A 12475-nucleotide genomic window follows, 5' to 3' on the forward strand; every position below is an offset into this window, starting at 1 on the left:
GCCGACACCTCCAGGACGCCGTTGTCGCGGATAGGGGCAAGTCTGCACCCGGCCACTGACAACGGCCCCTGGAGGCGGCTCCGCCCCAGGTGAGGGGCGTGTTGGGGGTGTCCGACGCGAGGGTCAGATCGCCCAGGCGTACGGGGCCGGGGCGTGGGTCTCGGCGCCGAGCTCGCGCGCGGCCCGCCGGGCCCAGGAGGCGTCGCGGAGCAGCTCGCGGCCGATGAGGACGGCGTCCGCCTCCCCGTTGGCGACGATCTTCTCGGCCTGGCCGCTCTCCGTGATCAGGCCGACGGCCGCGACCGGCAGCCCGGTCTCCGCCTTCACCCGGGCCGCGAACGGCACCTGGTAGCCGGGGGAGACCGGGATGCTGGCCGCGCCGCCGTTGCCGCCGGTGGACACGTCCAGCAGGTCGACGCCGTGCTCGCGCAGCAGCGCGGCGAAGCGCACGGTGTCGTCCGCGGTCCAGCCCTGTTCGTCGAGCCAGTCGGTGGCGGAGATGCGGAAGAAGAGCGGCAGTTCCTCGGGCCACTCGGCCCGCACGGCGTCGACGACCTCCAGGGCGAAGCGGGTGCGGTTCTCGAAGGAGCCGCCGTAGGCGTCGGTGCGCCGGTTGCTGTGCGGGGAGAGGAACTCGCCGATCAGGTAGCCGTGGGCGCCGTGCACTTCCAGGACCTGGAAGCCGGCGGCGAGCGCGCGCCGGGCCGCGTCGGCGAACCGGGCGGTGACCTCGTGGATCTGCTCGGGCGCGAGCTCGGTCGGCACCGGGTGGTCCTCGGCGAAGGCGACCGGGCTCGGCCCGACCGGCTGCCAGCCGAGTCCGGTGGCGGGGTCGACGGGGCCGCGGCCCTCCCACGGGCGGTTGGTGGACGCCTTGCGCCCGGCGTGGGCGATCTGGATGCCCGGAACGGTGCCGTGCCGCTTCAGGAAGGTGGTGATCCGCCGCAGCCCCTCGATGTGGACGTCGTCCCAGATGCCGAGGTCGGCGGGGCTGATCCGGCCCTCGGGGGCGACCGCCGTCGCCTCGGTCAGGATCAGGCCGGTGCCGCCCGTGGCGCGGGCCGCGTAGTGGGCGAAGTGCCAGTCGCCCGCGGCGCCCGCCAGGGGGCCGCCGGTCTCCGCCGAGTACTGGCACATCGGGGCCATCCACACCCGGTTCGGGATGGTCAGGGACCTCAGGGTGAGGGGCTCGAAGAGGGCGGTGCTCATGGCGGACTCCGTTTCGGCGTCTCTCGGTACTGCCTGGAGAAGATGCTTACTACGATAGGCATCGTAGTACGGTGCCTGTCAAACTACGAGGATGCTCGTACAATGACCGCACACATTCCCGAGCCGCCCGGCAGCACGCACCCCGGACAGAAGTGGAGCCGCAGCCGTGACGACCGCGACCAACCCCAGGGTCCTGGAACACCCCGCGCGCGAGGACATCCGGCTCGAAGCCGTGCTGCACGCCCTGTCGGACGCCGTCCGGCTGCGGATCGTGCGCTGCATGGCCCTCGCGGACACCGGGGCCGAGCTCAGCTGCTCGTACTTCGAGCTGCCGGTCACCAAGTCGACCAGCACCCACCACTTCCGGGTGCTGCGCGAGAGCGGCGTCGTCCAGCAGATCTACCGGGGCACCGCCAAACTCAACATGCTCCGCCGCGACGACCTGGAGGCGCTCTTCCCCGGCCTCCTGGACAGCGTCCTGACGGCCGCCGGCGCCCAGGCCGCCCGCCTCGGCGAGACCGAGCGGCACGGAGCCCCGGGGTCGGGAGTGTGACGACGGGCCCCAGGGTGACGACGGGAGTGTGACGACGGGCCCCAGGGCCGCGTCCGACCGCACGCCCCAGGTGCCGCGCCGCCGCGCTCAGGCCTCCCGGGCCGCCGCCCGCAGCCCCGCCCAGTCGGGGATCTTCACGCGCGCGCGGCCCAGCGTCCCGCCGAGGGCCGCCTCCGCCCGCTCGATCGCCAGCCAGCCCGTCCACGGCACCGGCTCGTGCCCCAGCGCCCGCAGCTCCGCCACCGGGTCGTCGGCGATCCGGCGGCGGGCCAGGGCCGGGGCGTCGGCCAGCAGGGCGGCGGCGGTCTCCTTGGCGCAGGGCCGGTTGGTGCCGATCACGCCCGTCGGGCCGCGCTTGATCCAGCCCGCCACGTACTCCCCGGGCGAGACCGCCCCGCCGCGCAGCACCCGCCCCGCCGCGTGCGGGACGGTGCCGCGCGCCGCGTCGAAGGGCAGTCCGGGCAGCGGCGCGCCCCGGTAGCCGACCGCGCGCAGCACGAGACCCGCCGCGATCTCCTCGTACCGGCCGGTGCCGCGCACACCGCCGTTCCCGTCCGGCTCGGTCCGCTCGAAACGGACCCCGGTGACCCGGCCGTCCGTGCCGAGGATCTCCACGGGCCGCAGGAAGAACCGCAGCCGGATGCCGCGCGGGGCGGTGGAACCGTCCGCCGCCCACCCGCGGACGACCTCCACGTTGCGCCGGTTGACCGCGGGCAGCGCCGACGGGTCTGCGTAGGCGGGGTCCAGGGCCAGCTCCGCCGGGTCGACCAGGACCCGGGTGTCGGGCAGGGCGCCAAGCTCGCGCAGCTCCTTGGTGGTGAACTTCGCCTGGCCGGGCCCGCGCCGGGCCACCATGTGCACCTCGCGGACCCCGCTCGCGGCCAGCGCCTCCAGGGCGCCCTGCGGCACGTCCGTCGGCGTGAGCTCCGCGGCCCGCCGCACCAGGAGCCGGGCCACGTCCACCGCCACGTTCCCCGCCCCGACGACCACCGCGCGGGGCCCGTCCAGGCCGAACCCGTCCCGTAGGGCATCGGGGTGCGCGCTGTACCAGGAGACGAACTCGGTGGCGGAGAAGCTGCCCCGCAACTCCTCGCCCGGCACCCCGAGCCGACGGTCGCGCGAGGCGCCGACGCAGTACACCACCGCGTGGTACAGCTCCAGGAGCCCGGCCGGGGTGAGCCCGCGCGCCCCCACCTCGACGTCGCCCAGGAAGGAGACGTGCTCGTCCTCCAGGACCGTCCGCAGGTTGCCCTGGAGGGACTTGATCTTCTCGTGGTCGGGCGCCACCCCGTACCGCACCAGACCGTACGGGCAGGGCAGCCGGTCCAGGACGTGCACCCGGATCCCGGGCACGGCGGTCTGCCGGACCAGCTCCTGGGCGGTGTAGACCCCGCTGGGGCCCGAGCCGACGACGGCGACGCGCAGCACGAGGGGTGCCCCTTCCTGCCGGGAGGCTTCCAGCATGGCACCGCCGGGGCCTCCCGGACCGGTCTACAAGGAGCGCATCCGGTTGATCTCCGCCGTCTGCTGGGCGATGACGTCGTCGGCCATCTCGCCGACGAGGACGTTGTTGCCCTGGCCGAGCACCTCGGCGGCCATGCTGACGGCTCCCTCGTGATGCGTGATCATCAACTTGATGAAGAGGGCGTCGAACGCCTTCCCCTTGGCGGCGCGCAGTTGGGCGAGCTGCGCCTCGGTGGCCATGCCCGGCATGGAGTGGTGGTCGTGGCCCGTCTGCGGCCGGGGGCCGCCGTTGTTCTTCAGCCAGCCCTCCATGGCGCTGATCTCCGGGCCCTGCGCCGCGCCGATCCGCTCGGCGACCTTCCGCACCTTCTCGGACTCGGCCCGCTGCGGGGCCAGCGCCGTCATGGTGACCGCCTGCCGGTGATGCTCGATCATCATCTGCACGTACATGTAGTCGGCGCCGTTGGGGCGTTCGTCGGGCGTCAGCCGGGCCGCCTCCTCGGGGGTGAGCTTCTTCGCGGGCTCGCCCGGCTTGCCCGGGGCCACCACCAGGGGGCCGCCCGACGTGGGCGCCGGGGGTGCGGCGGCCCCGGTCTTCGGGTCCGACTCGCACGCGGCGAGCGCGAACACGGCGGCGACGGCGAGCACTCCGGCGACGGCTCCACGGACACGGCGCTTCGACAACACGACCTCCAGGGGCACTTCGGCGACTGCGAGGGGCGGGTGCGGGTGTTTCTCCATTACGTCTCTGTTGCCATCTGTTGAGATGTGCACACCAAGGAAGATACTGCCGGGGTCCCACCACCGTTCAACTGTGCGACACCAGAGAGGACGGAGTGACTTCGTTGCGTACCACGAGTACCCCGCGTGCACGGATCAGGGGCCTGGGGGTGGCGACCGCCGCCGCCGGCCTGCTGATCGGCCTGCTCGCCGCCGGACCCGCGGCCGCCACACCCGACCCCGGCGACACACCGGCCCAGGCGGCCGTCTCGGCGGAGCGGGCGTCCGACGCCCGCGCCGCCATCGCCGCCGGTGAGATACCCGGCGTGGACGAGGTCGTCCACAGCCCCAACATCGACCACCTCGTCAACGTCCCGAAGGACGCCCTGAAGGGCATCAACTCCGACCTGGCCTTCCAGGGGAAGTACGCCTTCGCCGGCAACTACGACGGCTTCCGGATCTTCGACATCAGCAACCCCCGGTCGCCCAGGACCGTCGCCCAGGTGCTGTGCCCCGGCTCCCAGAACGACGTCTCCGTCTCCGGGAACCTGCTCTTCCTGTCCACCGACTCCTCGCGCAGCGACAACTCCTGCGCCAGCGTTCCGCAGCCGGCCTCGGTGAAGGAATCCTGGGAGGGCATGAAGATCTTCGACATCAGCGACATCGCCAACCCGAAGTACGTCGCCGCCGTCGAGACCAACTGCGGTTCGCACACCCACACGCTGGTGCCGAAGCGCAAGGACGTGTACATCTACGTCTCCTCGTACTCGCCCAACGCCGCCTTCCCCGACTGCCAGCCCCCGCACGACGGCATCTCGGTCATCAAGGTGCCGCGCAAGGCGCCCGAACAGGCCAAGGTCGTCGACTTCCCGGTCCTCTTCCCCGGCGAGGGCCCGGACGGCGGCGGCAACCCCGGTGAGCCCACCAACCCGGGCGTCTCCAAGACCACCGGCTGCCACGACCTGACCGTGCTGCCCAGCGAGGACCTGGCCGCCGGCGCCTGCATGGGCGACGGCATCCTCTTCGACATCAAGGACCCGGAACGCCCCCGGGTGATCGACCGGGTCCAGGACAACGTCAACTTCGCGTTCTGGCACTCCGCGACCTTCAACCAGAAGGCGAACAAGGTCGTCTTCACCGACGAGCTCGGCGGCGGCGGCGCGCCCACCTGCAACGCGGTCGTCGGCCCGAACCGCGGCGCGGACGGCATCTACGACATCGTCGGCAAGGGCGACCGGCGCAAGCTGGTCTTCCGCAGCTACTTCAAGATCCCGCGCCACCAGGCCGACACCGAGAACTGCGTCGCCCACAACGGCTCGCTGATCCCGGTCAAGGGCAAGGACATCATGGTCCAGGCCTGGTACCAGGGCGGCGTCTCCGTCTGGGACTTCACCGACTCCAGCCGCCCGAAGGAGATCGCCTTCTTCGAGCGGGGCCCGGTCTCCGCGACCACGCTGGCCACCGGCGGTTCCTGGTCGGCCTACTACTACAACGGGTACATCTACTCGAACGACATCGCCAAGGGCTTCGACGTGCTGAAGCTCAGCGACAAGCGCACCGACAAGGCGGCACGGGTCCGGATGGACGGGCTCAACGTCCAGACGCAGCCCGACTACTTCGACTAGACGACTAGACGCCTAGTCGACCAGTCGGTCAGCCGGTCCGGTCGACCGTTCGACCGGACCGGTCTCCTTCGGACCGGTCTCCTTCGAGGCCTGACGCGGCACCCGGGCCGACGGGTCGGGTAACGCCGTACGCACCTCCGGCATGCCGTCGGGCGGACCCCCGCCCGGCGGCATGCCCTGCTCCCAGTCGAGCCCGTACCGCTGGAACAGCTCCGACCGCAGCCGTGCCATCGGCATCGGCGCCCCCGGCAGCAGCACGGCCACCACCGCCCCCATCAGCAACGCCCGCAGCAGCGGATAGGCGGTGTCCACGTCCTCGGAGCCGTAGCGCGTGACCGTGTCGCGCAGCAGCTCGGCGAGCCGCTGCTGCTCCGGGCACCGCACGAAACCCTCCGCCTGGAGGATGCCGGCCATGTGCGTCCGCATGAGCTGCGGGCGCGTCACCGCGAGCCCCAGGATCGCGTCGATCGCCCGGGCCAGCCGCTCCCGGCCGTCCTCCGTCCGCGGCTCCCGCTCCAGCGCCTCCTCCAGCGTCAGGTGCATCAGCCGGTGCACCGCGGACTGGAGGAGTTGCCGCTTGCCGGGGAAGTAGTACGAGATGAGACCACGCGCCGAGCCCGCCCGGGAGGCGATGTCCGCGAGGGTCGTGGCCTCGTACCCGCGCTCGTCGACCAGTTCCACGGTCGCCTGCAGGAGCCGCTCGCGGGAGCGCCGCCGAAGCTCTTCATTGACCGATGCGCTACGCGGGGACATGCTGGACTCCTGCGTTGACTGGCTCGCAGCCAATATACTCAGCGCGTCCTGCTGTCGCGCCCTCGTGGCCGGAAGCGGGACTTGCCGTCTGTTCTGGGCGACGCGGGGGATCGTCCAGGACAGGCGGCGTCATCGCCTGCCCTCCATTCTGCTCCCGCCGTCGGGCCCCGGGCCGGTACGCGAGCTCCGTTCCGAGACCGCGCGGTACGTGACGATCGCCACGGCCACACAGGTCCAGCCGAAGAGCCAGCCGCCCACCACGTCGGACGGCCAGTGCACCCCCAGGTACACCCGGGTCCAGCCCACCCCGACGACCGACACCACGGCCACCCCGGCGAGCGTGCCCCAGCCCCGCCGGCCCTCGTGCCAGTGCAGGGCGAGCACCCACAGCAGCAGCCCGCAGGTGACCGTCGCCGTCATGACGTGGCCGGAGGGGAACGCGGAGTAGTTCGCCGAGTCGACCGGATCAGGCCAGACCGGCCGCGGCCGGTCCACCAGCGCCTTCAGCCCCTGCTGGAGGCCGACGGCGAGCAGGCTGGTGCCCGCCACCCACAGCGCGAGCAGCCGCTCGCGCCGCCACCACAGCCAGCCCACGGCGACCGCGGCGAGCGCGCGCATGGCCCACGGGTCCCAGATCCAGTCGGTCAGGATCCGGTTGAGGTGGGTGAACCCGGGCTCGGCGAGCGCGCTGCGGTGCAGGGCCTCCGCGACGTCCCGGTCGAGCGACAGCAGCGGGGACCACCCCACCGCCACCAGGACGAGCAGCAGCACGGCCAGGGCGCCGGAGACGGCGGCGGAGATGCGCATGGGCCCGATCCTGCCCGAAGCCCTTCAGGCGCCGTGCGCCCGACCCCCCGGTGATTCGGGGACCGGGCGCCGGCCGGCGTCCCGGCCGTCGGCCGGGACGAACCCGACCTCCACGTGATCGGCGAGCGGACGGTAGCCCAGGCGCCGGTAGAGCGCGTTGCTCGTCGGGTTCGCCAGGTCGGTGAAGAGCAGCACGTCGGCGGCGCCGGCGGTCCGGGCGGCCCGGCTGACCTCGACGGTCACGGCCCCGCCGTAGCCCCGGGCGCGCCGGGCGGGCGGGGTGTAGACGGGCGAGACCCGGGCCTGCCCCGCGGCGAGCCGCGAGACGCTCGCCATGGCGACGGGCTCGCCGTCCACCTCCCAGAAGTGCAGGCGTCCCTCGGCGACGCGGGCCTCGACGTTCGCCGTGTAGTCGGCGTCGGGGTCCTCGCCGATGTCCCGGGCGAACTCCCGCATCCAGGCGAGCGCGAGCGGGACGTCGTCCGGCCCGGCGACACGCGGGGCGCCCGGTGGCGCGGGGCGCGGCGGAGCGAGCTCGCCGAGCAGGAACAGCCGCATCCGGCGCGCGGTCCGCCAGGCCCGGCCGGTGGCCCGCGCGTACGCCTCGACGGTCCCGCTCTCGCCCCGTACGGAGTTCACCTCGTGGGCCCCCGGGAACGCGGCGGCCAGCGCACCGGCCGCGGCGTCCGGCATCACGCCCAGCAGCAGCGCCCCCGGAGACACCGTCAGACAGGCGCCCCCGCCCGGCCCGTCCCACCAGCCGCGCGGTCCCGGCCGGTCGAGCAGCCCGAGCAGCGTGGTGTTGCGCAGGGACTCCGCGGCCAGAGCGGCGCGGGCGGCGTCGGGGAAGCCGGCGGGTTCCTCGGTGAAATGCCATCGCATGCGCCGATGCTGGTATGACCCCACGGCCGGGGTCCAGCCCTTTTCGGAGCCGCCGCGTCACACGAACCGCTGGTTCCCGCTCCCGTCGGTGGCGGTGCCGCGGGCGGGCCGGGGCGAGAGCGTCAGGGCGTACGCGCGGTGTTCGGTGGGGGTGGTCCCGTAGGTCTCGCGGAACGCCCGGCTGAAGGCGGTGGCGCTGGCGAAGCCCCAGCGGGCCGCGATGGCCCGCACCGGCTGACCGTTCGGTTCCCCGCGCCCGAGGTCCGTCCGGGCGCGCTCCAGCCGGCTTCGGCGGATGTGGGCCGAAAGGGTCAGGGGCTCGTCGGCGAAGAGGTTGTACAGGTGCCGCAGCGACAGGTTGTGCCGGTCGGCGATCAGCTGGGGCGTCAGGTCCGGGTCGCCGAGGTTGTGCTCGATGAAGCGGTGGATCCGCTGGAGCGTCTCCCGTGTACGGGCCGCGGCGGGCGCCTGGCCGGGGTCGCCGAGCTGTCGCGCGAGGAACGCGGTGGCCAGGTCGAGGGCGACCGAGCCCATCCCGCGCAGCTCCTCCGGCCGGCAGTCCGGGCCGTGGGTGAGCAGCGTCCTCAGGAAGTCGGCGAGGATCGCCCCGGACCCCCCGTCCGCGGCGAGGCACTGCGCGAGCAGCCGGTCCAGCCGGTCCGAACGCAGCGCCAGGGCCTCACGGGGAATCTGGAGGACCAGCGACTCGATCTGCCCGCCGGTGCACTCCCCTTCGCTGGGCCGTGAGGTGTCGGTCAGGACGAGGCCCGCCGCGACCACCGACTCGTTGCGCCGCTGGGAGATCCGCAGGGCGCCCTTCGTGATGAGCGCCAGCTGTACGTGCTCGGGATCGCCACGCCGGACGTGAGCCGCCGTACGGCGCGACAGCACCGGCGAGGACGCCACGAAGGACAGTCGCACGACGCCGAGGTCCAGGTACCTCATGCCCGCCCGGAAGTCGGCCGCGTGGCGCGTGCTCAGCGTGATGGGCATGACCTCCGTGGACACCGCCTCGCAGAAGCGGTCGAACCCGCCCTCACCCGCCCCGACGGCTTCCGACGCGAACAGCGACTGCATGCGATCCCCCGCACCTCGACGTAGCGGCGCTCCCACGCTTCACCGGGTCGGTGCATCGCCGTGCCTCACCCGCACCGCGCCTCGCTCATTATCGGGCGCTCTGGGAGCGACCCGCGCGACTGCCCCGCCGTCCCTAGCCCAGCGCCCTCAGCGCCGGTACGAACGCGACCAGGACCGGGAGCACCGGGACCAGCGCCGCCGCGGCCGTCAGGCGCAGGCGGCGGGCCGCGGTCAGGCGGGGGGTGGCGGCGAGGAGGCGGTCGACGCGCTGCGGCAGGCCGGCGTCCGGGCCGGGGCCGGGGCCGAACACCCCGCGGTCCTCGTTGAGTTCGACCAGGGCGAGCGCGACCGTCAGGCGCCCGAAGCGGCGCGAGGCCACGTCGTCCGCCGCCAGCTCCACCAGCCGGTGCATCTCCCCGCGGAAGGCCGCGAAGACCGGCACCCCGGGGAAACCGTCGGCCAGCGCCGTCGAACAGTGCAGCAGCCAGTCGTGCCGCGCCCGGGCGTGTCCCTGCTCGTGCGCGAGGACCGCGTCGAGCTGCCGGCCCTTGAGGCGGCGCAGCGCCCCCGTGGTGATGACCAGCCGGGGCGTCCTGCCGCCGGGCAGCCACCAGGCGTCCGCGCGCTCGCCCTCCAGGATGACCAGGCGCTCGCCACCGGTGGCCTCCTCGCCGGGCACCAGCGGCGCCCGCACGAGGAGTTCGCAGCGGCGCTGCCTGCGGCGGGCCCGCGCGTGGCCGATCTCGCGGCCCAGCATCGCGCCGGTCCACAGCCCGCCGGCCGCGAGCAGCACCGCGAGCACCGCCGACCAGGGGCGGCTGGCGCCGAGCTCGTACGCCTCGATCACGCCGTGCGGGGCGGGGGCGAAGAGCTGGCCGCGCACCGCCTGCCAGGCCGCGGACGCGCTGAAGGTCATCGACAGGGCGAAGCTCAGCAGCACCGCCGCCACCACGCACTGCCACACCCACAGGGCCACCACGGGTTCCCGCTCCGCCCAGTCGGCCCGCGACAGGAGTCGCGGAGCCACGACGGCGGTCAGGACGCCGAGCGCGAGCAGCGCGAGGGAGACCAACATGGCGCCAGCCTATGAGCAGGTACCACGCGGGGGTATGGCCTTGCCGGTCAAGTGACGCACGCCACGTTTACCCGGTTCACCCTCGGGCCCGTGCCCCTTCCTCAGAGGGTGAGGAGCATCGCCAGCATCGCGAGCGCCATCGACAGCCGGCACACCAGGGTCAGGTCCGAGCCGGGCGCCCGGGCCCCGCCCGTCGGCCGCACTTCACCGGCGCCGCCCGTCGCCACCGGCACCAGCCGGGTGCCCGAGCGCAGCACGTACCCGCCGAAGTAGGCGAGCAGCGCACCGGTCAGCACGGGTATGCCCCCGGCGCCCGCCGCCGCGTGCCCCGCGTGCGCCCCCGCGCCCGTCGCGCCGGGGGCCGCCGCCATCGCCAGCGCCATGTAGACCATCGCCAGGGAGCCCACCAGGTGGTGCAGATGGTGTCCACCGCCCCGCACCGCCCCGAGCAGGCCGCCCAGGGCCGCGAGCGCGAACACCCCCACGTACAGCCCGAGCACCCACTCCGGCGGGGCCACCACGGTCGCGGGCAGCGCCATCGCGGCCATCCCGAAGGCCATCACGGCCTCGCTCCCCGCCGCCCGGCGCTCCTCCCCGGAGCTGCGCCGCGCGCGCAGCAGACAGTAAGCGCCGCCGGCCGCGCACAGCACCACGAGCAGCCAGCCGGACAGAGCCGGTCCATGCACGTCGGACCCCCTCCTCGCCGACCGCGAACCCTCCCGACCCCGAGTGCATGCCCGGCCCCCGGAGCGCCTACGCGGGCGCAGAGGCGCACACGGGTGTACGAGGGGGAGTGCGGGGCGCGCGCTAGGCTCGGGGCGATCGCGCACGCCGATCGCCAGCGCCCGAGGGGAGCCCCGCACAGATGGACACCGCCGAGTCCCAGTACACCGGCCGCATCACCTACCGCGACGCCGTGCCGGACGACGTCCCGGCGCTCGTGCCGCTCGTCGAGTCGGCGTACCGGGGCGACTCCAGCCGGGCCGGCTGGACCACCGAGGCGGACATCCTCCAGGGGCAGCGCACCGACGCCGAGGGCGTCGAGGCGGTCATCGCCACTCCGGGCAGCCGGCTGATGGTGGTGGAGCGCGACGGCGCCGTCGTCGCCTGCTGCCAGCTCGAACACCGCGGCGAGGCCGCCTACTTCGGCATGTTCGCGGTCCGCCCGGAGCTCCAGGGCGCGGGCCTCGGCCGGCAGATCATCGCCGAGGCGGAGCGCCGGGTGCGCGAGCTCTGGGACGTGCGCGAGATGCACATGACCGTCATCTCGGTCCGCGAGGAACTGATCGCCTGGTACGAGCGGCGCGGCTACCGCCGCACGGGCCGGATGACCCCCTTCCCGTACGGCGACGAGCGCTTCGGCCTGCCGCAGCGCGACGACCTGCAGTTCGAGCTGCTCGTCAAGGAACTCGGCTGACCCGAAGGCCGCCGCTCACGCGGTGCCGCCGCCCCTGATCTCGGGGCGGTCGGTCGTCACGCCGTCGAGCCGCAGGGCGTGCGCCAGGCGCAGATCGTCCGGGGTGTTCACCACCCACCCCGTCACCCGCAGCCCTTCCGCGTGCGCCCGCTCGACGGTGTCCTGGGTGAGGTGCCGGATGCCGAGCACGAGCGCGCCGGCGCCGACCGCGAGGGCCCGGGCCACCACGTCGGCCTGCCGCCGGTCGGCCACCAGCGCCGTGCGCACCGAGGGGACGAGTGCGCGGACCTCGGCGAGGGCCTCGTCGTGGAAGGAGATCACCTCGACGCGGCCGGTGAGCTCGCGCGCGAGGATCACCCCGGCGAGGGTCCGGGCCGCCGCGACGTCCTTGATCTCCGCCTGGATGGGCGCGCCGATCGCGTCGAGGACCTCCTCGAAGACGGGGACGCGCTCGCCGCCGCCCGCGTCCAGCTCGCGCAGCTCCGCGAGGGTCTTGTCGGCGATCGGACCGGTGCCGTCGGTGGTGCGGTCGACCTCCGCGTCGTGCATGACGACCAGGGCGCCGTCCTTGCTGAGGTGCAGGTCGAGCTCGATGACGTCCAGTCCGGCCCGCTCGGCCCGGACGAAGGAGCGCAGGGTGTTCTCGGGCTCGACGCCCATGACTCCGCGATGGCCGATGGTGAGGAAACTCAAGATCTTCTCGCTTCCGTCGAGGACCGGCCCGGCTCCGCCGTGCCCGGTGCGGTTCGCGCAGCAGCCTAGTGGCCGGTTCCGCAACCGGAAGCGACCCTGCGGGACACCGCATTTCTCGGCCATCCTCCCCGCGCCACAGGAAAAACAGCGGTCTACCCCCGGGTTCGACAGGAGAATTTCCCTTACCCCTCTTGTGGCGG

13 protein-coding genes are annotated in these 12475 nt (G+C 73.7%); 3 read left to right on the forward strand and 10 right to left on the reverse strand.

What is annotated here, in order from left to right; translation table 11 throughout:
- Nucleotides 1-123 precede the first annotated feature (123 nt).
- Nucleotides 124-1209: an NADH:flavin oxidoreductase/NADH oxidase gene (locus tag AB0Q96_RS30275; protein ID WP_365330957.1), complete on the reverse strand. Its 1086-nt coding sequence runs from the start codon at nucleotides 1207-1209 to the stop codon at nucleotides 124-126.
- A gap of 166 nt (nucleotides 1210-1375) precedes the next feature.
- Here AB0Q96_RS30275 and AB0Q96_RS30280 point away from each other — a divergent pair, with 166 nt between their 5' ends.
- On the forward strand, nucleotides 1376-1762 hold the full coding sequence (locus tag AB0Q96_RS30280; protein ID WP_365330959.1) for a helix-turn-helix transcriptional regulator: 387 nt from the start codon (nucleotides 1376-1378) through the stop codon (nucleotides 1760-1762).
- A gap of 87 nt (nucleotides 1763-1849) precedes the next feature.
- On the opposite strand, the gene AB0Q96_RS30285 is transcribed toward AB0Q96_RS30280, so the two are convergent.
- Nucleotides 1850-3226, reverse strand: coding sequence for an FAD-dependent oxidoreductase (locus tag AB0Q96_RS30285; RefSeq protein WP_365330961.1), 1377 nt, complete (start codon nucleotides 3224-3226; stop codon nucleotides 1850-1852).
- Between the two features lie 27 nt (nucleotides 3227-3253).
- A complete protein-coding gene (locus tag AB0Q96_RS30290; protein WP_365331176.1) occupies nucleotides 3254-3913 on the reverse strand; it encodes a DUF305 domain-containing protein in 660 nt (219 codons plus the stop codon).
- A 149-nt stretch (nucleotides 3914-4062) separates the two neighbouring features.
- Between AB0Q96_RS30290 and AB0Q96_RS30295 the strand changes: the two genes are divergently transcribed.
- Entirely contained in the window at nucleotides 4063-5571 is a 1509-nt protein-coding gene (locus AB0Q96_RS30295) for a hypothetical protein (protein ID WP_365330962.1), read from the forward strand.
- 12 nt (nucleotides 5572-5583) lie between these two features.
- Here the strand turns inward: AB0Q96_RS30295 and AB0Q96_RS30300 are convergent, their stop codons facing one another.
- The 6 genes from AB0Q96_RS30300 to AB0Q96_RS30325 all read right to left on the reverse strand — a co-directional run bounded on the left by AB0Q96_RS30300 (nucleotide 5584) and on the right by AB0Q96_RS30325 (nucleotide 10851).
- Complete coding sequence (locus tag AB0Q96_RS30300; RefSeq protein WP_365330964.1) at nucleotides 5584-6324, reverse strand: helix-turn-helix domain-containing protein; 741 nt, start codon at nucleotides 6322-6324, stop codon at nucleotides 5584-5586.
- 129 nt (nucleotides 6325-6453) lie between these two features.
- Complete coding sequence (locus AB0Q96_RS30305; RefSeq protein ID WP_365330966.1) at nucleotides 6454-7131, reverse strand: phosphatase PAP2 family protein; 678 nt, start codon at nucleotides 7129-7131, stop codon at nucleotides 6454-6456.
- A gap of 24 nt (nucleotides 7132-7155) precedes the next feature.
- The gene (locus AB0Q96_RS30310; protein ID WP_365330968.1) at nucleotides 7156-8013 is read right to left on the reverse strand and encodes a GNAT family N-acetyltransferase; all 858 of its coding nucleotides are present in this window, start codon (nucleotides 8011-8013) and stop codon (nucleotides 7156-7158) included.
- A 57-nt stretch (nucleotides 8014-8070) separates the two neighbouring features.
- A complete protein-coding gene (locus tag AB0Q96_RS30315; RefSeq protein ID WP_365330970.1) occupies nucleotides 8071-9090 on the reverse strand; it encodes a helix-turn-helix domain-containing protein in 1020 nt (339 codons plus the stop codon).
- A gap of 133 nt (nucleotides 9091-9223) precedes the next feature.
- Nucleotides 9224-10165 (reverse strand): M56 family metallopeptidase, encoded by a 942-nt coding sequence (locus tag AB0Q96_RS30320; protein ID WP_365330971.1) that lies wholly within the window; start codon nucleotides 10163-10165, stop codon nucleotides 9224-9226.
- A 101-nt stretch (nucleotides 10166-10266) separates the two neighbouring features.
- Nucleotides 10267-10851, reverse strand: a complete 585-nt coding sequence (locus AB0Q96_RS30325) for a DUF5134 domain-containing protein (RefSeq protein ID WP_365330973.1) — start codon at nucleotides 10849-10851, stop codon at nucleotides 10267-10269.
- Nucleotides 10852-11030: 179 nt separating this feature from the next.
- Between AB0Q96_RS30325 and AB0Q96_RS30330 the strand changes: the two genes are divergently transcribed.
- Entirely contained in the window at nucleotides 11031-11582 is a 552-nt protein-coding gene (locus AB0Q96_RS30330) for a GNAT family N-acetyltransferase (protein ID WP_365330975.1), read from the forward strand.
- 15 nt (nucleotides 11583-11597) lie between these two features.
- Here the strand turns inward: AB0Q96_RS30330 and AB0Q96_RS30335 are convergent, their stop codons facing one another.
- A complete protein-coding gene (locus AB0Q96_RS30335; protein ID WP_365330977.1) occupies nucleotides 11598-12275 on the reverse strand; it encodes a glycerophosphodiester phosphodiesterase family protein in 678 nt (225 codons plus the stop codon).
- Nucleotides 12276-12475: the final 200 nt, after the last annotated feature.

The sequence above is a fragment of the Streptomyces sp. NPDC093111 genome (assembly GCF_040683955.1).
Classification (GTDB): domain Bacteria; phylum Actinomycetota; class Actinomycetes; order Streptomycetales; family Streptomycetaceae; genus Streptomyces.

What these genes read in the sequence shown, in the direction of transcription:
- AB0Q96_RS30315 (WP_365330970.1), bottom strand. Translation starts at nt 9,090, where the DNA reads ATGCAGTCGCTGTTCGCGTCGGAAGCCGTCGGGGCGGGTGAGGGCGGG.
- AB0Q96_RS30320 (WP_365330971.1), bottom strand. Translation starts at nt 10,165, where the DNA reads ATGTTGGTCTCCCTCGCGCTGCTCGCGCTCGGCGTCCTGACCGCCGTC.
- AB0Q96_RS30310 (WP_365330968.1), bottom strand. Translation starts at nt 8,013, where the DNA reads ATGCGATGGCATTTCACCGAGGAACCCGCCGGCTTCCCCGACGCCGCC.
- AB0Q96_RS30285 (WP_365330961.1), bottom strand. Translation starts at nt 3,226, where the DNA reads ATGCTGGAAGCCTCCCGGCAGGAAGGGGCACCCCTCGTGCTGCGCGTC.
- AB0Q96_RS30305 (WP_365330966.1), bottom strand. Translation starts at nt 7,131, where the DNA reads ATGCGCATCTCCGCCGCCGTCTCCGGCGCCCTGGCCGTGCTGCTGCTC.
- AB0Q96_RS30330 (WP_365330975.1), top strand. Translation starts at nt 11,031, where the DNA reads ATGGACACCGCCGAGTCCCAGTACACCGGCCGCATCACCTACCGCGAC.
- AB0Q96_RS30275 (WP_365330957.1), bottom strand. Translation starts at nt 1,209, where the DNA reads ATGAGCACCGCCCTCTTCGAGCCCCTCACCCTGAGGTCCCTGACCATC.
- AB0Q96_RS30300 (WP_365330964.1), bottom strand. Translation starts at nt 6,324, where the DNA reads ATGTCCCCGCGTAGCGCATCGGTCAATGAAGAGCTTCGGCGGCGCTCC.